This is a genomic window from Usitatibacter palustris (assembly GCF_013003985.1).
In the GTDB taxonomy this organism is placed as follows: domain Bacteria; phylum Pseudomonadota; class Gammaproteobacteria; order Burkholderiales; family Usitatibacteraceae; genus Usitatibacter; species Usitatibacter palustris.
This window is the reverse complement of the sequence record NZ_CP053073.1, coordinates 1,688,706-1,711,601: the sequence shown is the minus strand read 5'-3', so window position 1 is coordinate 1,711,601 and position 22,896 is coordinate 1,688,706. Positions and strand designations below refer to the sequence as shown.

Here is a 22,896-nt window from a genome sequence, read left to right as displayed (position 1 = left end):
CGGGGGGCTGGCCGCGTCCTACGGGCATGGTTATGCTGGCCGCCCTGGCCCCTGGAGACTGGAATGCCCCACGAGACGCTCGCACTGGCGGGCATGCTGTTCAGCTTCGCCCTGCCCGTCGGGCTGGTCGGGGTAATCCTCTGGTACAAGCTGCGAAGGCAGCGAATGATCCACGAGACGATCACCCGGCTCGCCGAGAAGGGGCTTCCGGTCCCGCCGTCGCTGACGCAGCCCCCGAAGCGCAACGCGAGCCTGCAGGCCGGGCTGGTGCTGATCGGCCTGGGCATCGCGCTTTCGTGCCTGATGCTGGAGGTGAAGGGGCCGTGGTCGGTGGGGCTCATCCCGGGATTGATCGGCATCGCGATGCTGATCGCCTGGGCGATCGACAAGCCCAGCGGTCCCGCGTCCTAGCCACCGCCTCGATGTCCCAACCTTCGGCGCCTACCGACGCCGACCTGATCCGCGCGGTCCTCGCAGGCGACGACCGTGCGGCCTACGCCGAGCTCATCGCGCGCCACCAGGGCCGCGTGCGCACGGTGCTGCGCCGCCTCACGAAAGGCGATGTGGGGCTCGCCGACGACCTCGCGCAGGAAACCTTCGTGCTCGCGTGGCGCAACCTGAAGCACTTCCGCTTCGAGGCGCAGTTCTCGACGTGGATCTACCGCATCGCGTTCAACGCGTGGCAAAGCGAAGCAAGGAAGAAGCACGAGCTGCCGCTCGACGACGACGAAGGCTCGGCCGAACCCATCGCGACCGTGGACGAAAACCTGCTCGGCGTCGTCGATCGCGTGGATCTCGAGCGCGCGCTCGCCACCCTCACCGACGGCGAACGCGCCGCGATCGCCGCCTGCTACTACGCGGACCTCTCGCACGACGAGGCCGCGCAATCGCTCGGCATTCCGCTGGGCACCGTGAAGACACACGTCCTGCGCGCCAAGGCCAAGCTGCGCGCGTACCTCACGAAAGGAAAGCCATGACCTCGATGAATGATGGCGACGCCATCGACCGGCTGCTGCGCGAAGACGCCGCGCGCCCCCTCTCCGACGACGGTTTCCGCGCGCGCGTGCTGCGCGCGCTGCCGCCCCCGATGCCGCGATTCGTAACGTGGAAGGCGATGCTGATCCTGGGCTCGACGGCGCTGGGCTGCATGCTCGCGTTCGCCTTCGCGCCGTCCGATTCGTCGCTCTTCACGGGCTTCGCCGACATCGCCACGGCCCACTTCGCGACCCCCGCGGCCATCGGCGCGATGGGCACGGCGGTGGCGCTCGCAGTGACTGGATTGGTGCTCGCGTCGCAGGAGGACTAGAAGAGATCACTGTCATCCTGAGGAGCGAAGCGACGAAGGACCTGCTTGAATTGTTTAACAGTTAAACCCCTGAAGCAGGTCCTTCGTCGCTTCGCTCCTCAGGATGACAACTGGACATAGAGGATTAGAATCATCTCCGATTCCCGACACCGGGACCCACGGAGCCAGCCATGAAACGCAACGCGATCGTCCTCGCCGCCTGCACCGCATTCTGTTTCGCCGCGCAAGCCAAGCCGCTCGAATTGCTCACCGAGAACAACCCGCCGTACAACTACGCCGAAGGCACTGCCGTGAAGGGCACCGGTGCCGACGCGGTGAATGCGCTCATCCAGAAGGCCGGCCTCGAGGGCAAGATGACCGTCCTCAAGTGGGAGGAGGCCTATGCGCGCACCCAGCGCAACGCCAACACGTGCATCTTCAGCACCGCACGCGTCCCGAGCCGCGAGCGGCTCTTCAAGTGGTACGGGCCGATCGCCACGAACGAGTGGGCGATCTACGCGCTGCCCACGTTCAGCAAGCCGGTCACCTCGATCAAGGAAGCGCGTTTCCACAAGATCGGCGCGGTGAAACACGACGCGAAGGTCGACTACCTGCGCAGCGAAGGCGCGTCGAGCATTCGCGAAGCGGAGAAGGACACCGACAACCCCGCGCGACTCGCGAAGCCCAAGACCGATCCGGACTACATCGAGCTGTGGGTGACCACGAGGGCGACGGCGAAGGATGTCGCCGCGAAGAACGGCGTGAAGGAAATCAAGGAGGTCCTGGTGCTGCCGATCCAGAACCTCTATCTCGCGTGCAATCCGCGGACGGAGAAGGCGACACTCGAGAAGCTCGAGGCCGCTTCGAAGAAATAGAAGGAATTGTCGTAAGGAACTGTCGTAAGGAACTGTCATCCTGAGGGCCGAAGGCCCGAAGGACCTGCTTGAGTGGGTTAACTGTTAAACCCCTGAAGCAGGTCCTTCGGGCCTTCGGCCCTCAGGATGACAGCGGCGGCGATGCCGCCGCTGTTGAACTACTTCAGCAGATGAGCGACGCCCGCCCGCTCTTCCTCGAGCTCCGCCAGCGTCTTGTTCATCCGCTCGCGCGAGAAGTCGTCGATTTCCAGGCCCTTCACCATCTCGAACTTGCCGTTGGCCGTGGTGCACGGGAAGCCGTACATCACGTCCTGAGGAATGCCGTACGAGCCGTCGGAAGCGATGCCCATCGTGACCCACTTGCCATTCGAGCCCAGCACCCAGTCACGGACATGATCGATCGCGGCATTCGCGGCCGATGCGGCGGACGAAAGCCCGCGCGCCTCGATGATCGCGGCACCCCGCTTGCCCACGGTCGGGATGTACGTGTCCTTGTACCAGGCGTCGTCGTTGAGCATCGGCTTGGCGGGCTTGCCTTCGACCGTCGCGAAGCGGATGTCCGGATACATCGTCGGCGAATGGTTGCCCCAGACGATCATCTTCTCGATCGAGGCCACGGGCTTGCCGAGCTTCGTCGCGAGCTGCGAGAGCGCGCGGTTGTGGTCGAGGCGCAGCATCGCGGTGAAGCACGACTTGTCGAGGCTGGGCGCGCTCTTCATCGCGATGTAGGCGTTGGTGTTCGCGGGGTTGCCCACGACCAGCACCTTCACGTTGCGCGAGGCGCCGGCGTCGAGCGCCCTGCCCTGCACCGTGAAGATCGCGCCATTGGCTTCGAGCAGATCCTTGCGCTCCATGCCGGGGCCGCGCGGGCGGGCACCGACGAGCAGCGCGACATCGACGTCCTTGAACGCGGTGTTGGCATCGGAATGCGCGCTCATGCCGGCGAGCAGCGGGAAGGCGCAGTCATCGACTTCCATCATCACGCCCTTCAGGGCTTTCTGCGCCTTCTCGTCGGGAATCTCGAGCAGTTGCAGGATGACGGGCTGGTCCTTGCCGAGCATTTCACCGCTGGCAATGCGGAACAGCAGGCTGTAGCCGATCTGGCCGGCGGCGCCGGTGACGGCGACGCGCATGGGCTTCTTCATGGAAATCTCCAGAGTGGTTCGAATGAGGTCAGGCGTGATTATAAAGCGACTGTCATCCTGAGGGTCGCAGCATCACTGTCATCCTGAGGGTCGAAGACCCGAAGGACCTGCTTTAGGGGGTTAACAGTTAAAACCCTAAAGCAGGTCCTTCGTCGCTGCGCTCCTCAGGATGACACTTAGTTTTTCTTCTGCAGCGAAATCGCCAACACCCCTGCCATCACCAATGCCGCACCCGCCAGTTGGATCGCCGTGATCGGCTCCCCGAGGAACCAGAACCCCAGGAAGATCGTCGCCACGGGACCCACCGCGCTCACCATCGCCGCGTGGCTCGAACCCATGCGACGGATTCCTTCCGAGGTGAGGATGATCGGCAGCACGGTCGAGACCCCGGCCATCAGCAACGCCAGCCAGTACACCTCGGCGGGCTGCCCCATGAGCAGTGAAGCGTCGCGCGTCACGAAGAAATGCGTGACGACCCCCACGCACGACACGAGGCCCGCGTAGCAGGCGAAGCGCATGCTGCCCAGCCGCGTGACGAGGCGCCCGCTGCCCAGCAGGTAGATCGCGTAGAAGAGCGCCGAGAGGAAGACCCAGAAGGATCCGGTGAGCACGGTGCTGCCCTGGATCGACAGGTCGTTCGCGAACACCAGCACGATGCCCAGGTACGAGAGGCCGAGCGCGAAGAGGTCGCGCCGCGTGATGGGCCGCTTGTAGATCAGCGCGGCGAGCAGCATCACGAGGGTCGGATACAGGAACAGCACCAGGCGCTCGAGCGCCGCGGTGATGTACTGCAGGCCTATGAAATCGAAGAGGCTCGAGAGGTAGTAGCCGAGCAGCCCCAGGATGATCACCGTGCGGTGGTCGGCGGGCGTGAGCGCCTCGGAATCGAACGCGCGCGAGGCCCAGATCCCGAGCACGAGAAACAGCGGCGCGCTGAAGAGCATGCGCAGCGCCAGCAGCGTCACGGCATCGACGCCGTAGCGATACGCGAGCTTGATGATGATGGCCTTGCCGGAAAATGCGACCGCGGCGACCGCGACGAATACCGCCCCGACGATGCGCGACTGCCTTTCGGCCGGCGTCATCGCGCTCCGGTTACGGGACGCGAATTGCTCCCGCCGCGATTCTGGGTGAGCGCCGCGTCGGCCACCATCATGAGCGCGTCGATCCCCTTGCCCTCGCTGGGCACGAGAGCCTTGCCGAGGGTGGTCGTGAGGGACACGCCCATGTGTTCGAAGCAAAGCGTGGCGTGCAGGCGATGCACGAACGACTCGACTTCGGTGAGCCGCTCCATTCCCAGCGCGAGCACGGCGATCTCGTCGTCACCGACGCGCCCCACGAGCACGCCGGGGAGCACCGTCTGGGCGCGCCGGGCGACCTCCGCGAGGATGCGGTCGGCCGCGGTATGGCCCACGACGTGATTGATGCGACGGAAGTTGTCGATGTCCACCAGGGCCAGCACGCCGAACTCATCGGCGGGCATTGCGCGAATGCGCGCCTGGGCCTGGCCCATGAAGCGCTGCCGGTTGGAGACTCCGGTGACCGGGTCCTTGATCGCGTGCTGCTGCGCGTCGCCAAGGCTGCCGTAGAGGATTTCCGCGACGGTGCGCGCGAGACCGCCCACGACGCCGGTGATCAGGACGAAATCGAGGAGCGGCTTCCAGCTGCCGGGCAGCTTGCTCTCCGTGAGGCCCATCGCATCGAGCACGAAGACCATCGTGCCCACCAGCAGGACGATGGCGGCCATCGAGAGGAAGTGCGGCCGCGAGAGCAGCAAGGCGTTGAAGAGCAGCACGCCCGAATACGTGACCACGGCGACATCGTGGACGCCGAAGGGGCTCATGTAGAGCGTGAGCGTGGTGACCGTGGTGAGCACGAGCGACAGCAGCACGACCGCCGCCTCGTGGTGCCCGACGCGCGCGAAACCCCAGGCCGAAACGCCGAGCGGCGCCCCGAGCGCATAGAGGATCGCGATGTCCCGCAGGCCCAGCGCGGCGTTCATGCTGGATGCGAACACCAGCGCGATCGTCACCGTGGCGATCGCGATGCGAATGAGCTTGCCCATCGGCCCCACCGGCGGCCGACGGACGATGACGGTGCTTTCACTCATGGGTTGACCCTTACTGTATAGCTCACCGAGCCGCTGCCTCCGGAGAGGAGCGATCCGCCAAGCGTCCAGACGATGGAGCCGGTACCGTTGACGGCGGGTTGCGAGGTGACGCCGCAGGTGATGCCCGGGGGCAGCGTGCCGCACAGTGCCGCCAGGTACTGGGTGAAGGAAGGCGTGGCGTCGGTGACGACGATCGTGCTCACCGCGCCCGAGCCGGAGTTCGTGTACGTGATCGTGTATTCGAGAACGTCGTTGGGGCGCGCGTTGCCGCTCGTGCCGACCGCGCCGCCCTGCGTGACGTTGCGCACGGTCTTCGCCAGCGTGAGTCCGCTACCCGCCGTGCCGCCGACGGTCGTGATGTCGGTGCGCGGGTAGGTCGTCGAACCGTTGAAGGTCGCCGTGACCGTGATCTGGTTCTGCGCGTTGTAGGGTGCCGCGCCCGGGATGTTGTCGCGCACGATGATGCAGACCACGTCGCCCGGATTCACGGCCACCGGCGCCGCAAGGACCGCGGCATTCTCCGCGCCATCGAGCACGCCGTTGCAATTGGTGTCGCGGTAGATCTGCTGCGTCCAGCCCGGTACGGCCGGCGTGGCCACGGCGGTGGTCGTGAACGCGACACTGCCCGCGAGACCCGCGTTGAAGGTGTGCGTGTAGTTGACCGTCGTGCCCGGCCCGCTCGTCTGCGCGTTGTTCGGCGCGAAGGCGTTCACGCCCGCGCCGGAGACCGCCGCGTTATCCGAAGCGGTGTTGTTGTTGGTGGCCGCAGCCGGCTCGCCACCGCCGGCCACCGTCACGAGGTTCGTCACCGCGGGAATTGCCGTCGGGCCGACCGCGACCGTGAGCGTGATCGGGTTGCCGCTGTTGCCTGCGGCGATCGGGGTCGACGACGTGCAGGTCACCGAAGGCGGCGCGCTCACGCACGCCCAGCCAGTACCCACGCCGCTGACGAAGGTGAGGCCCGCGGGCAATGTGTCGACCACGGTGATCACGCCCGAGGTCGCGAGCGAACCCAGGCCGTTCTGCACCGAGATCGTGTAGACGCCGTTCGCCCCCACGGTGAAGTTGCCCACGTGGGTCTTGGTGATCGTGAGGTCGGGAGCGAGCAGTGTCGTGTTCGCGGTCGACGTGTTGTTCGCATTGTTCGGATCGGTCACGCCGCCGGGCACCGCGATGGTCGCGGTGTTGGAGACGACGCCCAGGCCCGACACCGTGCCGCTGATCGAGAAGGTCACGCTCGCGCCCGAGGGCAGCGTGGTGATCGTGCTGGACACGTTGGGTCCGGCCACGTTCACCGTGCCGCAAACCGCGCCGCCGGTCGCACCGCCGCACGAGGCGAGCGGCGACGAGAACGCGCCGGGCACCGTGTCGGCAAACTGCGCGCCGTTCGCGGAATCCGGCCCGAGGTTCGTCACCGAGATCGTGTAGGTGAGCACCTGGCCCGTGCCGATCGTGGCCGGCGCGCTCTTGATGATCTGCAGGTCGGCCACCGGATCGACGGTCAGCGTCGCCGTGGCAGCCGAGGTGTTGAAGCCGCCGCTGGTCGTGAGCGCACCGATCGGGATCGTGTTCACGTACGAGCCGGCGACCGAGGCGGTGACGTTGACCTGGAACGTGCACGAGCTGTTGGCGGGCACGGTGCCGCCCGTGAGCGTGAGCGTTCCCGCGCCGCCGCTGGTCACGCCGCCGGCGCACGTCGTCGAATCGAGCGGCGTTCCGGCTCGCGTGACGCCGGCCGGGAACGTATCCGTGACCGACGTGACCGTGATCGCGCTCGGATTCGGGTTGCCGATCGTGACGGTGAGCGTCGAGGTGCCGCCCGAGAGGATGCTCGTCGGGCCGAACGCCTTCGCGATCGTCGGCGGCAGCGGCTGCACCGTGAGGTTCGCTACGTTGGAGGCCGCACCCGTCGGGGCTTCGTTGCTCGCGACACCGCTCGATTGGTTCGGCTGCACGCCGATCACGTTGCCCAGGACCACCACGGTCACCGTGCACGAGCCGTTGAGCGGGATCGTGAGGCCGCTGAACGTGAGCGCCGTCTGCCCCGCCGTGAAGTTGTTGCTCGCGGCACCCGCGCACGTGCCGCCAGCCGCGCCCGTTGCGTTGATCTGCATGTTCACGAGCGTGTCGGTGAACGAAGCGCCGGTGAGCGGGATGGCGTTGCCGTTGGCGATCGTGAAGGTGATCGTCGAGGTCGTGTTGACCACGATGCTCGCGAGGTTGAAGGCCTTGGCGATCGTGGGCGGCGCGGCGGTGACCGTGAGGCTCGCGGCGTTCGAAGGCGCACCCGTGGGCGCTTCCGTGCTCGCGACCCCGGAGGATGTATTCGAGTGAACGCCCGGGATATCGCTCGTGACGACGAGGGTCACCGTGCACGAGCCCGAGGCCGGGATCGTGAGGCCGGTCACCGAGATGGCGGTCTGCCCCGCCGTATAGAAGTTCCCGGAAGCGCCCGCACACGTGCCGCCCGCGGGACCCGCCGCGAAGATCGACATGTTGGTGAGCGGATCGGTGAAGTTTGCGGAGGTGAGCGGGATCGCCTGCGGATTGGTGATCGTGAAGGTGATCGTCGAGGTGCCGTCGGCCACGATCGAGGTCGGCGAGAACGCCTTGGCGATGGTCGGGCCCGTGGCCGTGACCGTGAGGTTCGCGGTGTTGGAGACCGCGCCCGTGGGCGCTTCCGTGCTCGCGACTCCGGATGTGGTGTTCGGCTGCACGCCCGGCGTCACGCTCGTCACCACGACCGTCACCGTGCACGCGCCGTTGGCGGGCACCGTGAGGCCGGAGAGTGTCAGCGCGGTCTGGCCCGCCGTGAAGTTGTTCGTGCCCGCGCCCACGCACGTGCCGGCCGCCGCCTGGTTCGCGTTGATCGACATGTTGGCGAGCGTGTCGGTGAACGTCGCAGCCGTGAGCGGCACGCCCAGCGTGTTGGTCAGCGTGAAGGTGATCGTCGAGGTCGCGCCCGCGGAGATCGTCGTCGGCAGGAACGCCTTGGCGATCGTCGGCGCGTTCGCAGTCACCGTGAGGGTCACGGTGTTGGACACGGCACCCGTCGGCGCCTGCGCGCTCGACACGCCCGACGTGGCGTTGTTGTGCACGCCCGGCACGTCGCTCGTCACGACGAACGTCACCGTGCACGCGCCGTTGGCCGGAATCGTGAGCCCGGAGATCGTGATCGCGGTCTGTCCCGCCGTGAGATTGTTCGTGCCCGCGCCTACGCAGGTGCCGGCCGCCGCCTGGTTGGCGTTGATCGTCATGTTGGTCAGCGCGTCGGTGAAGCCCGCGCCGGTGAGCGCCACGCCGTTGGTGTTGGCGATCGACAACGTGACGGTCGAGGTGCCGTCGGCCGCGATCGACGCGGGCGCGAACGCCTTGGTGATCGTGGGCGCGGCGGCCGTCACGGTCAGCGTCGCCGAATTCGAGGCGGCGCCCGTTCCCGTCTCCGTGCTCGACACACCCGAGGTCGAGTTGCTGTGCGTGCCGGGGATGTCGCTCGTCACGACCACCGTCACCGTGCACGAGCCCGACAGCGGGATCGTGAGGCCGGTGAACGTGAGCGCCGTCTGGCCCAGCGTGAAGTTGTTCGTGCCCGCGCCCGTACACGTGCCGCCCGCCGCCTGGTTGGCGTTGATCGACATGTTGGGCAACGCGTCGGTGAAGCCCGCGCCCGTGAGCGCGATCGTGTTGCCGTTGCTGAGCGTGAAGGTGATGGTCGAGGTGCCGTCGGCCGCGATCGTCGTCGGCAGGAAGGCCTTCGCGATCGTCGCGGGTGCGGCCACGACGAGGTTCGCCGTGGCGGCCGCCGTGTTGGCGCCAGCGTTGGTGGTGGTCACCGCGCCGATGGCCAGGGTGTTCGTGTACACGCCCGCGACGGCGGCCGTGATGTTCACGGTCACCAGGCAGGAGCCCGACGCGGGGATCGTGCCGCCGGTGAGCTGGATGCCGGTGTCCCCTGCACCGAGTGCGCCGGCGGTGTTGTCGGTGAGCGTGCCGCCGCAGGTGTTGGTCGTGGACGTGTTGAAGAGCGTCATCGCGCCCGGCGCCACGGGGAAGTTGTCGGTGAAGGCCGCGCCGGTGATCGGCGCCGCATTCGGGTTGGTGAGCGTGATCGTGAGCGTGGTGTTGCCGCCGGTCGGAATCGACGCCGCGCCGAAGGCCTTGGCCACCGTCGGGCGGTTGAGCACCGTGAGCGTGTTGTTGCCCACGTTGTTGATCAGGTTCACGAAGGCGGTGATGTTCGCGTTCGCGTTGAGGTAGCTGCCCGCGCTGGCCGCGCGCACCGCCACGGTCACGGTACAAGCGGAAGCGCCGGCGGCGGCGTTCACGCCCGTGCCGGTCACCGCGAAGGTGCCGGTGCCGTCGACCGCGGTAAACGTCGGCGATCCGGTACACGTCGTCGACGGCGCAGGCGGATTGGCGACCACGAGGCCCGCGGGCAGGCTGTCGGTGAAGGTGATGTTGCTCCGCGCCGGTGCACCGGCCGGATTGGTGATCGTGAACACCAGGTTCACAACCTGGCTGGTGCCCACGCTCGAGGACGCAAACGCCTTGGTAAGGATCGGCAACGCCGAGACCGTCAGCGTCGAAGGCGTCACGCTGTTGGTGACGCGCGCGAGGGCCGACATGTTGCCCGAGTTGTTGATGTAGCTGCCCGAGGCCGCGGCCGATACGTTCACGCGCACTTCGCAGCTCGCGACCGCGTTGCTCATCGTGAGGCCGGTCACGGCGATCGAGTTGGTGGACGCGGTCGCGGTGACCGCCATCGGGCCCACCGGCGCCGCGAAGCCGCCACCAGCCGGGCAATTGGTCACGACACCCGGGGTCGCACCCACGAGCACGCCCGCAGGCAGCGTGTCGGTGAAGTCGATTCCGGTTTGCGCCGGGTTGTTCGCGCCGTTGGTCGCCGTGAAGGTGAGGACCGACGTGCCGCCCTGGTCGATCGCCGTGGGCACGAAGGCCTTGTTGAGCGAAGCCTGGCGAACGTTGAGCGTCTGGTTCGTCACGCCGTTGACGAGGCCGGCGATCGGCGTGACCTGCGCGGCGCCGTTCACGAACGTGCCCGCGGTGGCGCTGGTGACGTTCACCACGATCGTACAGCTCGAGGCGCCGATCGCCGCATTCACGCCCGGCGAAGCAACCGCGATGCTGTTGGTGCCGGCCGTCGCGGTGATGCCGCTGCCGCCGCAATTGTTGACGAGCCCGTTGGGCGTGGCGATGACCAGCGTTCCGGGCAAGGTGTCGGTAAACGTGAGCCCGGTGCGCGCCGGAGCGGCCGCCGGATTCGTGATCGTGAAGGTGAGCGAAGTCGTCTGGCCGACACCGATGTCGGTCGCGCCGAAGGCCTTCGTGAGCGTGGGCAGCGCATTCACCGTCAACGTCGAGCCCGTCACGCTGTTGGTGACGCGCGCGAGCGACGACATGTTGCCGGAGTTGTTGACGTAGCTGCCCGAAGCGGCGGCGCTGACGTTCACGCGCACTTCGCAGCTCGCGACCGCGTTGCTCATCGAGAGGCCGGTGACCGCGATCGAATTCGTGCCCCCCGTGGCCGTGACCGCCATCGGACCCACCGGGGCCGCGAAGCCGCCGCCCGCCGGGCAGTTGGTCTGCACGTTCGGCGTGCCGGCGACGAGGACTCCCGCCGTCAGCGTGTCGGTGAAGTTGATGCCCGTCTGCGCCGGGTTGTTCGTGCCGTTGGTGACGGTGAACGTGAGCACCGAGGTGCCGCCCGCGTCGATGGTCGTGGGCACGAAGGCCTTGTTGAGCGTGGCCTGGCGGACGTTCAGCGTCTGGTTCGTGACTCCATTCACCATGCCGGCGATCGGCGTGATCTGCGCCGCACCGTTGATGTAGGTGCCCGCCGTCGCGCTCGTGACGTTCACGACGATCGTGCAGCTCGAAGCGCCGACCGCGGCGTTCACGCCGGGGCTGGCGACGGTGATGGTGCCGGTCGTGGCGGTCGCGGTGACGCCGCTGCCGCCGCAGTTGTTCACGAGGCCGTTCGGTGTCGCGACGACGAGGTTCGTCGGCAGCGTGTCGGTGAACGTGAGCCCCGTGCGCGCCGGAGCGCCCGCGGGATTGGTGATCGTGAAGGTGAGCGAGGTCGTCTGGCCGACACCGATGTCCGCCGCGCCGAAGGCCTTGGTCAGGGTCGGCAGCGCCTGCACCGTGAGCGTCGACAACGCCACGCTGTTGGTGACGCGGGCGAGCGCGGACATGTTGCCGCTGTTGTTGGCGTAGCTCCCTGCGGCCGCGGCAGAGACATTCACGCGCACTTCGCAGCTCGCCACCGCAGCGGTCATCGAGAGCCCGGTCACCGCGATCGAATTCGTGCCACCCGTCGCGGTCACCGCCATCGGGCCCACCGGTGCGGCGAAGCCGCCGCCGGCCGGGCAGTTCGTCTGCACGTTGGGCGTACCCGCGACGAGCAGGCCAGCGGTCAGCGTGTCGGTGAAGGCGATTCCGGTTTGCGCCGGGTTGTTCGTGCCGTTGGTGATCGTGAAGGTGAGCACCGAGGGCGCGCCCGCATCCACGGTGGTCGGAACGAACGCCTTCGTGAGCGCGGCCTGGCGGACGTTCAACGTCTGGTTGGTCACGCTGTTCACGAGGCCCGCGATCGGCGTGACCTGCGCGGCGCCGTTCACGAACGTGCCCGCGGTGGCGCTGGTGACGTTCACCACGATCGTGCAGGTCGAGGAGCCGATCGCGGCGTTCACGCCCGGCGAAGCGACGGCGATGCTGTTGGTGCCGGCCGTCGCGGTGATGCCGCTGCCGCCGCAACTGTTGACGAGCCCGTTGGGTGTCGCGATGACCAGGGTGCCGGGCAGCGTGTCGGTGAACGTGAGTCCGGTGCGCGCCGGAGCGCCCGCCGGGTTGTTGATCGTGAAGGTGAGCGAGGTGGACTGGCCGACACCGATGTCGGTCGCGCCGAACGCCTTGGTGAGCGTGGGCAACGCCTGCACGGTCAGCGTCGACAGGGCCACGTTGTTGGTCACGCGGGCGAGCGCGGACATGTTGCCGGTGTTGTTGGCGTAGCTGCCCGCGGTCGCGGCGGAAACGTTCACGCGCACTTCGCAGGTTGCCACCGTGCCGTTCATCGACAGGCCCGTGACCGCGATGGAGTTGGTGCCGCCGGTCGCGGTCACCGCCATCGGTCCCACGGGTGCGGCAAAGGTGCCGCCGCCCGCCGGGCAATTCGTCTGGACGTTGGGCGTGCCCGCGACCAGCAAGCCTGCGCTCAGCGTGTCGGTGAAGCCGATGCCCGACTGCGACGGGTTGTTCGTGCCGTTGGTGACCGTGAAGGTGAGCACCGAGGGCGCGCCGGCATCGACCGTGGTCGGCACGAACGCCTTCGTGAGCCCGGCCTGGCGCACGTTCAACGTCTGGTTGGTGACGCCGTTGAGCATTCCGGCGATCGGAGTCACCTGCGCGGCGCCGTTTACGTACGTGCCCGCAGTGGCGCTCGTCACGTTCACGACGATCGTGCAGCTCGAGGCGCCGACCGCGGCGTTCACGCCGGGTCCCACGACGGTGATGGCGGTACCGCCGGCCGTGGCCGTGATGCCGCCGCCGCCGCAGTTGTTCACCAAGCCGTTGGGCGTGGCGATCACGAGGTTCGTCGGCAGCGTGTCCGTGAACGTGAGGCCGGTGCGCGCCGGAGCGGCCGCCGGATTCGTGATCGTGAAGGTGAGCGAGGTCGACTGGCCGATGCCGATGTCGGCCGCGCCGAAGGCCTTCGTGAGCGTGGGCAGCGCCTGCACGGTGAGCGTCGACGGCGTCACGGTCGCCGTGTCGATGCGCACCGGCACCGAGATGTTGCTCAGGTTGTTGATGTACGAACCCGCGGCCGCGGCCGAAACGTTCACGCGCACTTCGCAGCTCGCGACCCCGCTGCTCATCGAGAGCCCGGTGACCGCGATCGAATTCGTGCTCGCGGTGGCCGTGACCACCATTCCGCCACCGGGGGCCGCGAAGCCGGCGCCGGCCGGGCAATTGGTCGTCACGCCGGGTGTGGCACCCACCAGCACGCCCGCGGGCAGCGTGTCGGTGAAGCCCTGCCCTGACTGCGCCGGGTTACCCGTGCCGTTGGTGATCGTGAACGTGAGGACCGACGTGCCGCCCTGGTCGATCGTCAGCGGCACGAACGCCTTGTTGAGCGACGGCTGCACGACCGTGATCAACTGGTTCGTGACGTTGTTCGTGAGGCCGGTCAGCGCGCTCATCTGCCCCGCGCCGTTGGTGGCCCCGCCCAGCGTCACGCCGCGCACCGTGAGCGTGATCGTGCAGATCTGCGTCGCGTTCACGTTGATGTTCGACGCGGTGAAGGGCTGCGTCGTGTCGGCCGCCGTGATCGTCGGCGTGCCGCAGTTGCCGTTGTTCGTGACCGCCGGCGGGTTGGCGATGTTGATGCCCGCGGGCAGCGTGTCCGTGAACGCGAGGCCCGTGCGGTTCACCGCACCCACCGCCGAGTTGTCGATCGTGAAGACCAAGTTCGCGGCAGTCTGGCCGAGGCCCAGGTTCGCGACGCTGAAGGCCTTCGTGAGCGACGGCGCCGGGCGAACGATCAGGCACTGCTGCGTGACGCCGTTGGCGACGTTCGCAAGGCTGCCGATGTTGGCCCCGGCGTTGGTGTGGCTCACCGGGTTCGCGCCGCAGTTCGGGTTCACCACGCTCGAAGTGACGTTGACCGAAAGCGTGCAGGACGCCACACCCGCGTTGAGCGCGAGGCCGGTGACGGCGATCGCGGTCGTGGGTGTGGTCGTGACCGTGAACGTGGGCGCGGCTTGCGCTCCACCCGCCGGGCAGTTGGTCTGCACGTTGGGCGTGCCGTGCACCGTGATCGATGCCGGAAGCGTGTCGGTGAAGTTGATGCCGGTCGCGAGCGGGTTGCCCGCGCCGTTGGTGATCGTGAACGTGAGCGTGGTCGCCTGGCCCGGGTCGATCGTCGCGCCAACACCGGTGTAGGCCTTGGTGAGCGTGGGGGCGACGACCGTGAGCGTTGCGTTGGGCGCTGTGCCCGAGCCGGCGCTCGAGGAGTTGGAAGCGACCGTGTTGTTGTGCACGCCCACCGTGCTCGAGGTGATGTTGGTCTCGATCACGCAGGTCTGGCCCGCGGTCACGGACGCGCCGGTGATGACGATCGACGTATGGCCGGCGACGTTGCCCGTCGTGACCGTGCCGCCGCAGGTGTTGGTGAACGACGGGATCGTCGCCACCGTCATTCCCGCGGGGAAGTTGTCGGTGAGGTTGAGGCCCGTGATCGGCGTCGAGAGGTTCGGGTTGCGGATCGTGAGGCGCAGCTGCGCCGTGCCGCCGGGGGCGATGGTGCCGGGCGAGATCTGCTTGGTGAGCACCTGCGGGGTGACCGCCGTGTTGACCTGCAGGTTCGCGCTCGAGGCCGCGCCCGCGCCGATGCCCGTGGTGCTCGACGTGATGGTCGAGGTCGTGTTCGTGTGCACGCCCGGCGTCGCGGACGTCACGTAGAAGCGCAGGAAGCAGGTCGTCGTCTGGCCGATGGAGCCGCCGGTGACCGCCACGTTCGACGCACCCGACGTGCCACCGGTGAACGTGAAGCCGCAGGTGTTGAGCGGCGAGGTCACACCGGTCACCGCACCCGGGGGATTGGCAATCGTCATGCCCGCCGGGAAGGTGTCGGTGAAGGCCACGCCGGCGGCGGTGATCGTGCGGTTAAGGTGCTCGACGGCGAACACCATCTCGCTCGTGCCGCCCGCGTTGATGGTCGAGGGCGAGAAGCTCTTGGTGAGCGACAGCGGCAGCAGCGCGGTCGCCACGTCGTAGGCCGAGCTCGCGACGTTGCCCGTGCCGCCGTTCGTCGACGAGATCGCGCCGGTCGTGTTCACCGCGTTGCCCAGCGTGGCGCTGGTGACGGTGAACGAGAGCGTGCACGTTGCGCCCGCGGGGAGCGACTGGTTCTGCGCTCCGGTGATCGACACCGCCGTCGCCCCCACCGTGCCGTTGGTGAACGCGAGGCCGCACGTGTTCTGGGCACTCACGACACCGCTCGCGGCGTTCGTGCCCGCGGCCACCGTGAGGCCCGCCGGGAAGGTGTCGACGAAAGCGATCTGGTTGAGCGCCGTCGTGGAGTTGGAGTTGGTGAGCGTGAAGGAAAGCGTGGCGTTGGTGCCGGTCACGAACAGGCGCGGGGAAATGTTCTTGCCGATCTGCGGCGGACGGGTCGCGATGTCCAGGCTCGCCGAAGCCGTGTTGCCCGTGCCGCCGTTGGCCGAGGTGATCGCGCCGGTCGTGTTGACGACCGAGCCCGCCGTGGCCTTCGTGACGTTCACCGCCAGGATGCAAACGCCCGCCGACGGCGCGATGCCGTTGGTGACGTTGATGTTGTTGTTGCCCGCGGCGCCACCCGTGAAGACGAGGCCGCACGAGTTGGTGGTGGACACCACACCCGATGCGACGCCGGGCGTTGCCGCGACGACGAGGCCCGCCGGGAAGGTATCCGTGAAAGCGAGCGTGGTGAGGTTCGCCGTGAGGTTCGGGTTGGTGATGGTGAAGCTCATCACCACGACGTCGTTGGGCTGCGCCGAGGTCGGCGTGAACGACTTCGACAGCACGGGTGGTGCGACCGTCGCGGCCGAGAGGGTCGCCGAGGCGCTGTTGCCGTTGCCCGCGGTCGTCGAGACGATCGGGCCTGCGGTGCTCGTGAAGTTGCCCGCCACGCTCGCCGTGACGTCGACCTCGACCACGCATTGCGTCGAGGGCTGGAGCGTGAACGCGGTGACGCCGATGTTGTTGTTGCCTGCGGCCCCGCCCGTGAGCGTGAGGCCGCAGCTGTTCACGAGATTGACTGCGGGACCGATCACCATGTTCAGCGCGAACGTGTCGCTGAAGGTCACGCCCGCGAGCGCGTTCGGGTTCGGGTTGGTGATCGTGTAACGCAGCCGCGCGATGCCGCCCACGTTGATGATCGAGGGCGTGATCACCTTGGCGAGCTGCGGCGGGAGCAGCGTGCCCACCGCCACCCAGGTCACGGTCGCGCTGTCGGTGTTGCCGGTGAGGCCGCCGCCGGTGGTCGAGGTGACCGCACCGGTGGTGTGCGTGTGCACGCCCGTGCCCACCGGATTGCGGCGGACATTGATGCCGATGCGGCACGATCCCGTGCCCGCGTTGATGGTGAGCGTGGAGATGTTGATCCCCGTGTCGCCGCTGCCGAGGGCGCCGCCGCCGGTGTCCGTGGTCGTGATGCCGGTGCAGGCCCCGGGCGGATCCGCCGTGACATTGGGCGTGGCGCCGACGACGACGTTCGCGGGGAAGGTATTCGTGACCGCGATGCCCGCGAGGTTGGTCTGCGGGTTCGGATTCTGGATCTCGATATAGAGCCGCGACTCCTGCCCGCTTTCGACCTGCGGCGGCGTGAAGGCGACTCTCACGACCGGCGGCAGCGGCGCGGCGGAGATGAGCGTGGCGCCCGCCGTGTTGCCCGTGACCGCGGCCGGTCCCGTGGCGCTCACGTTGCCCGTGAGGTTCTGCAGCGTGGCGGCGGCAGTCGTGGTGACGTTCACCTGCAGCGTGCACGAGCTGTTCGCCGGCACGGTGCCCGTGGTGACGGCGATGTTGCCGTTGCCCGCCGCACCGCCCGTGAAAGTGAGGCCGCAGGAGTTGGTGGACGAGACGACCGCGCTCGTGACGCCGGGCACGTTTGCGATCACCAGGTTGGCCGGGAACGTGTCGGTGACCGCGATACCGGTCAGCGCCACCGCATTCGGGTTGGTGATCGTCAGCGTCATCACCGACAGGCCGCCCTGCGTGATCTGCTGCGGGCTGAACGACTTGAAGACCTGCGGGGGATCGGTCGCGGCGGCGTTGTTGGTGACGAGCGTGGCCGATGCGGTGTTGCCGGTAAGCGCGACCGGGCCTGTCGCCGTGATGGCGTTCGTGGCGTCGGTGGCGGTGCCCGCGGTCGTATCGGTGATGTTCACCGACACGGTGCACGTGGCGCCCGCGCCGAGCGTGGAGCCGGTGACCTGGATGCCGGTATCGGCCGCGGCGAGCGCGCCGCCGCCCGTGTCCTGGACCGTGAGGGCGCAAGCGTTCACGAGGGCCGGGGCGGCGGCGACGACCCAGCCGTTGCCCCAGACCCCTGTGTTGAACGCGACACCCGTGAGCGCCGTGTTCGGATTCGGGTTCACGAGCGTGAACGTCATCGTCGCCGTGCCACTGACCGCGATCTGCGCGGGCGCGATCGTCATCGTGAGCTGCGGCGGGAGGTAGCTCAGCACGGTGAGGCGCGCGGAGGCCGTGTTGCCGGTGAGTGCGGTCGGCGTGGTCACGGCCACGGTGCCGGTCGTGTTCGTGACGCTGCCGGCCGTCGACTTGGTGACGTTCACCGCGAGCAGGCACGTGGCGCCCGCGGGGATCTGGCCGCCGGTCACCGTGATGTTGCCGGCGGCGGCCGTGCCGCCCGTGAACGTGAGGCCGCAGGTATTCGTCGCTGACACGACACCGGTCGTCACGCCGGGTGCCGCCGTGACGGTCATTCCCGCCGGGAACGTGTCGGTGAGCGTGACGCCGCTCAGGATCACGCCCGCGTTCGGATTGGTGATGGACAGGTTGAGCTGGGTGACGCCATCGCGCTCGATGTGGTCGGGGATGAAGAGCTTGTCGACCTGCGGTGCCAGCAACGTGCCGACGCCGAGGTTCGTGCTCGCGACGTTGCCCGTGAGCGCCACCGGTCCGGTCGCGGTGACCGAGCCCGTGGTGTTCGTGACGTTGCCCGCGGTGGCCTTCGTGACGGTCGTGGTCCAGGAGCAGGAACCGCCCGCGGGAATCGTGGCCCCCGTGAGGCTGATGCCCGGCGTGCCGCCGTTGACGCTCGTCGCGTTGTTCGCGCATCCCGCGCCGACCGGAACGACCGCACCGGCCGCGACGTTGGTGAGGCCCGCGGGATAGTTGTCGGTGAACGCCACGCCCGTCAGCGCGAAGCTCGCGTTCGGATTCACGATCGTGAGCGTCATCGTCGACTGGCCGGTCGCGATGATCTGGCTCGGGTTGAAGGCCTTGGTGAGCACCGGCGGCTGCGGCGCCACGATCGAGAGCACCGCCGAGGCCGCGGCGCCGGCCGTGGTCTGCCCCGTCGTGATCGTGCTCGTCGTGTTGGTGACGTTGCCGGTCGCGCCCGTGTACGTGACGTTGATCGAGAGTTCGCACGCGCCGCCGGCGGGAATGGTGCCCGCGGTGACGGTGAGCGCCGTGCTGCCCGAGCCCGTGCCCGAGGCCGTGAGCGCGCAGGTGTTCGTGAGCGACGGCGTGGCCGAAACCGAGAGGCCCGCCGGGAAGGTGTCGGTGAACGCGACGCCGGTGAGATCGTCCGAGGGGTTCGCGTTGAGGACCGTGATCGTGAGGCGCGTGACGCCGTTGGAGGCGATCTGCGCCGGGTTGAAGCTCTTGGTCGCGGTGGGGGGTGCGAGGCTCTGCACGAGCAGCGAGGCGCTGCCGACGTTACCCGTGAGCGCGAACGGGCCCGAAGCGGTGATCGCGTTGGTCGTGTTGTTGGCGTTGCCCAGCGTGGAGCTGGTCACGTTCCAGCGCAGCGCGCAGGTCTGCAACGGCGTGAGGCCCAGGGCCGTCACGACGACGTTGGTGTTGGTCGCGAGGCCGCCCGTGAATGTGGCGCCGCAGGGGTTGTCGGCCGAGACCACCCCCGAGACCGCGCCCGGCGGCGAGGCGATCGTCATGCCGGCCGGGAAGTTGTCCGTCACCCCGATGCCGCTGAGGATGACCGTGCCGTTCGGGTTGCCGATCGCGAAGGAGAGTTGCGCCACCCCGCCTGCGTTGATGCGGTTGGGCGAGATCGTCTTCGTGATGATCGGCGGCAGCGTGTTGCCGTCCACGTCGAGCGTCGCCAGCGCGGCGGTGCCGGTCGCGCCCGCGGTCGTCGTGATCGGGCCGGTGGAATTGTTGTAGAGCGAGGCGGCCGTCGCGGTGACGTTCACCTGGATCTCGCACGATCCGCCGACGGGAATCACGCCGCCGGAAAGGACCAGGCTCGTGTCGTTGGCGGCCGAGCCCGGAGCGATGGTGCCGCCGCAAGAATTCACGAGGCCCGGCGTGGTCGCGACGCGCAGTCCGCCCGGGAACGTGTCGGTGAACGCGGTGCCGGTGAGCGGCACGGGGTTCGCGACCGGGTTCGTGAGGCGAATGCGCATCACCGAGATCGCGCCGGCGGTGATGTTCGCGGGCGTGAAGCTCTTCAATGCGACGGGTGCGGCCACCGCCGTCAGCGACGCGAAGGCGATGTTGGAGGCCGGGGCCTGTGCGGTGAGCAGCGCCGTGGTCACGTTCACGTAGTCGCCCGGCGTCGAGGGCGTCACGTTGACCGTCAACGTGCAGCTGCCGTTCGCGGGGATCGTGCCGCCCGAGAGCGTGACCGTGGTCGAGCCCGCGCCGACACCCGCGACGGTCAGCGTGCAACCGTTGACGAGCCCGGGCACCGCGGCGACCGCGAGGCCCGACGGGAAGGCATCGGTGAACGAGCTCACCGTGAGCGGCGAGGCGTTCGGGTTGGTGATCGTGAGCGACATCGGCGTCGAGCCGCCCGTGGCCATGAGCGCCGTGCCGAAAGTCTTGTGCAGCGTGGGCGCGAGCACGCCGCCGGCGACAGTGAGCGTGTCGGTGGCCGTGTTGCCGGTGAGCGCGACCGGGCCGCTGGCGCTGACCGCACCCGTGGTGTTCACGTCCCCGCCCGCGGGGCTGGGCGCGGCCTTCGTGATCGTCGTGGTCCACACGCACGTCGTGTTCACCGGGATGGTCGCCGCGGCGAGCGAAATGCCCGGCGTGCCGCCGTTGATGCTGGTCGCATTGCCCGCGCAACCCGCCCCCGAGGGCGCGATCGAGCCGGGCGTCACGTTCGTGATGCCGGCCGGATAGTTGTCGGCGAAGGCGACACCGGTGAGCGGCAGCGTGTTGCCGTTCGGGTTGCGGATCGTGAGCGTGAGCGTCGACTGCGCGCCCGCGGCCATGTTGTTGGGCGTGAAGGTCTTCGTGATCTGCGGCGGGGCGAGCACCGTGAGCGGTGCGGAGGCCTCGACGAGGTTGCCCAGCGTGTTGGCCTGCACGACACCCACGACGTTGCCCGGCGGGATCACGTTGGTCACGCGGCCGGCGGTCGTGCTCGTGACGGCCACCGTGATCTGGCACGACGCACCCGCGGCAAGCGTTGCCGCGCTCGTGCTGATACGTGTGTGGCCGGCGACGTTGCCGGAGTTGACCGTGCCCGCGCAAGCGCCCGGCGTCTGCGTGAAGGCCGGCGTGTTCGCGACCACCACGCCCAGCGGCAGGTCGTCGATCATCCCGACCGCGGTCATCGAGTACGTGGGATTGGGATTCGTGAAGGTGATCGTGAGCGTCGTGCTCGCACCCGTGGCGATCGTGGGCGCGGAGAAGCTCTTGGTGACCGTGGGACCGGCGAGGATCGACGTGTCTTCCACCGTGTTGCCCACGAGCGAGCCGTTGTAGTTCGTGCCCGCGACCGTGCCGCCGCCCGCGTACGTGCCGCCGGGGCTCACGCGCTGGCCGGGAACCGTGGTCGTCGGATCGAGGAAGTTCACCGAGGCCGAGTTGTCGTACTTGCCCGGCGGCGCGCCGATGATGTCGACGGTGACCGTCGCGGTCACCGTGCCCGCGGGGCCGGGCGACGTGCCGGGAATGTCGAAGCTGCCGATGGTGAGGTTCGCCGTGCCCGCGGGCGGCGTCACGGTCGACGTGCGCGTGGCGTTGGTGAGCGAAAGCGCAATGCCATCGACGCGCAGCAGCAGCGGCGCAGGCAGGTTATCGAGGATGTTCACCGAGCGGGCCGTGCCCGTGCCGGTGTTGGTGACGGTGATCGTGTAGTTGAAGCGGTCCGCACCCGGCAGGAGATTCGCCGCCGACGTGACCTTCGTGACGTTGAGCGACGGCAAGCACTGCGCCGGTCCCGTGCCACCGGGGATCTGGCCCGCGGTGATGCTGGTCGTGGTGCCGCTCGAGCCCGCGGTCGCGCCGTCGGACGTGCCGTTGGCCGGGTTGGTCGTATTGAAGATGACGCCGGGGACACCGCCGCCGAGCTGCACGGAACCGCCCGCGGCCGATGCGAGAAGACGTCCGCCGCCGCCACCACCGCCGGGACCGTCGGTCTCGTTGGTGGCGTTCATGCTCGTGTTGCCACCGCGGCCACCGCGCAGGTCGATGCTCACGCCACCCGGGATCGAACCCGAGCCGAGCTGGACGACCACCGTGCCGCCCGCGCCACCGGCGCCCGCGCCGTCCGTGGCATTGATGGCGCCATCGGGCGCGTCGCTGCCCTTCGCCGAGATCGTGCCGAAGCCCGTCATCGTTCCCGCGCGGATCAACACCACGCCGCCGCCGGGCCCGCCGCTGCCGCCCGCGCAACCGACCCCCGCGCACTGGTTGTTGATGTCGGCGCCGCCGCCGCCGCCGCCCATCATGGCGCGCACGCCGGTGACGGCGTCGCCGCCGAAGCCACCGATGTCTTCGCCCGAATAGCTGTTCTGCTGCTGGTTCCACGAGCGACCGCCGATGCCGCCGCGCCCGCCGTTGCCGCCGCCGCCACCGCCCGCGTTGTGCTGGTTCGAGCCGCCACCCGCGTTGCCCGGCGCGCCGCGCGCGTAGTCGCCGCCGGGGTAGCCCTGCCCGCCAAGGTCGACGGCGATCGCGCCATGGACGAGCGGGGAGTAAAGGCGCGCCGGTGTTCCCGCGATGCCCTCGCCCTTCACGCCGCCGCCGGGCGCCGACGCGTTGGTCGAGGCGACGTAGTTGTACCAGGCAATCGTGAATGCAGCACCGCCGAACGCGCCGCCGCCGCGGAAGCCGCGGCCCGATGCGTCGATCGCGCCGCCGATGAAGTTCATGTTCCCCGCGACGTCGATCGCCACCACGCCGCCGGTGCTGCCGTTCCACGGCGTGACCTGGATTGTCGTGGTGATCGCGAGGCTCGCGTACTGCGGCACGCGCAGCACCTGGTAGCGGCGCGCGCCCGAAACGGTCGTGGCGTTCGCGTTCGAGTAGCTGTTCACGAGCGTGCCGAAGATCGGAATCACGCCGCCGCCGACCGGTCCGGAGGCCACCGCGTATTCCAGCGTGCCCGCGGTGATGTTGGTGGCACCGCCCGCGTAGTCGCCGGTGCTGGTGTAGCCCGTGCTGCCGTCACCCTGCCCGTTGCCGTACCGGTTGGTGTTGCCCGAATCGATGTCCGCGCCCTGCATCTGGACGATCGCGATGACATCGCCAGCGGCGATCGGGGTCAGCGCGCCGCGCGGGTCGATTGAGCCCACCGGAATGGTCGTGGAGCCACCGGGTACGGAGGTGCCCGTGCCGGAGTAATACGTGTTGATCGGCGGCACGTACGTCGTCGCCACCGGCGGCGTCGGGCACACCTGCGCAAACGCCTGTCCCGCGATGAAGACCATCGCGGCAATCGCGAGTCGGCGGATGAGCGGGGGCGTTCGCATGGTTATG

8 protein-coding genes are annotated in these 22,896 nt (G+C 68.6%); 4 read left to right on the top strand and 4 right to left on the bottom strand.

All coding sequences use genetic code 11. From position 1 onward, the window contains the following. The first annotated feature begins 63 nt into the window (after positions 1 to 63). From DSM104440_RS08560 to DSM104440_RS08545, 4 genes are all read left to right on the top strand, one after another. The gene (locus DSM104440_RS08560) at positions 64 to 411 is read left to right on the top strand and encodes a DUF6249 domain-containing protein (RefSeq protein WP_171161640.1); all 348 of its coding nucleotides are present in this window, start codon (positions 64 to 66) and stop codon (positions 409 to 411) included. 11 nt (positions 412 to 422) lie between these two features. Then, positions 423 to 977 carry an RNA polymerase sigma factor gene (locus DSM104440_RS08555; protein ID WP_171161638.1) on the top strand — a complete coding sequence of 185 codons (555 nt, stop codon included), beginning with the start codon at positions 423 to 425 and terminating at the stop codon, positions 975 to 977. After that, positions 974 to 1,306 (top strand): hypothetical protein, encoded by a 333-nt coding sequence (locus tag DSM104440_RS08550; protein ID WP_171161636.1) that lies wholly within the window; start codon positions 974 to 976, stop codon positions 1,304 to 1,306. Before DSM104440_RS08555 ends, DSM104440_RS08550 begins: the two co-directional genes overlap by 4 nt. A 170-nt stretch (positions 1,307 to 1,476) precedes the next feature. Next, on the top strand, positions 1,477 to 2,160 hold the full coding sequence (locus tag DSM104440_RS08545) for a substrate-binding periplasmic protein (protein ID WP_171161634.1): 684 nt from the start codon (positions 1,477 to 1,479) through the stop codon (positions 2,158 to 2,160). Between the two features lie 158 nt (positions 2,161 to 2,318). Here DSM104440_RS08545 and DSM104440_RS08540 read toward each other — a convergent pair whose 3' ends face one another. The 4 genes from DSM104440_RS08540 to DSM104440_RS08525 all read right to left on the bottom strand — a co-directional run bounded on the left by DSM104440_RS08540 (position 2,319) and on the right by DSM104440_RS08525 (position 22,889). Beyond that, positions 2,319 to 3,305 (bottom strand): malate dehydrogenase, encoded by a 987-nt coding sequence (locus tag DSM104440_RS08540; protein ID WP_171161632.1) that lies wholly within the window; start codon positions 3,303 to 3,305, stop codon positions 2,319 to 2,321. A gap of 176 nt (positions 3,306 to 3,481) precedes the next feature. Then, the gene (locus tag DSM104440_RS08535) at positions 3,482 to 4,390 is read right to left on the bottom strand and encodes a DMT family transporter (RefSeq protein ID WP_171161629.1); all 909 of its coding nucleotides are present in this window, start codon (positions 4,388 to 4,390) and stop codon (positions 3,482 to 3,484) included. Next, positions 4,387 to 5,415, bottom strand: coding sequence for a GGDEF domain-containing protein (locus DSM104440_RS08530; RefSeq protein ID WP_171161628.1), 1,029 nt, complete (start codon positions 5,413 to 5,415; stop codon positions 4,387 to 4,389). The genes DSM104440_RS08535 and DSM104440_RS08530 overlap by 4 nt, the downstream gene beginning before the upstream one ends. Continuing rightward, positions 5,412 to 22,889, bottom strand: coding sequence for a DUF7933 domain-containing protein (locus DSM104440_RS08525; RefSeq protein WP_171161626.1), 17,478 nt, complete (start codon positions 22,887 to 22,889; stop codon positions 5,412 to 5,414). Before DSM104440_RS08525 ends, DSM104440_RS08530 begins: the two co-directional genes overlap by 4 nt. Between the last annotated feature and the right edge of the window lie 7 nt (positions 22,890 to 22,896).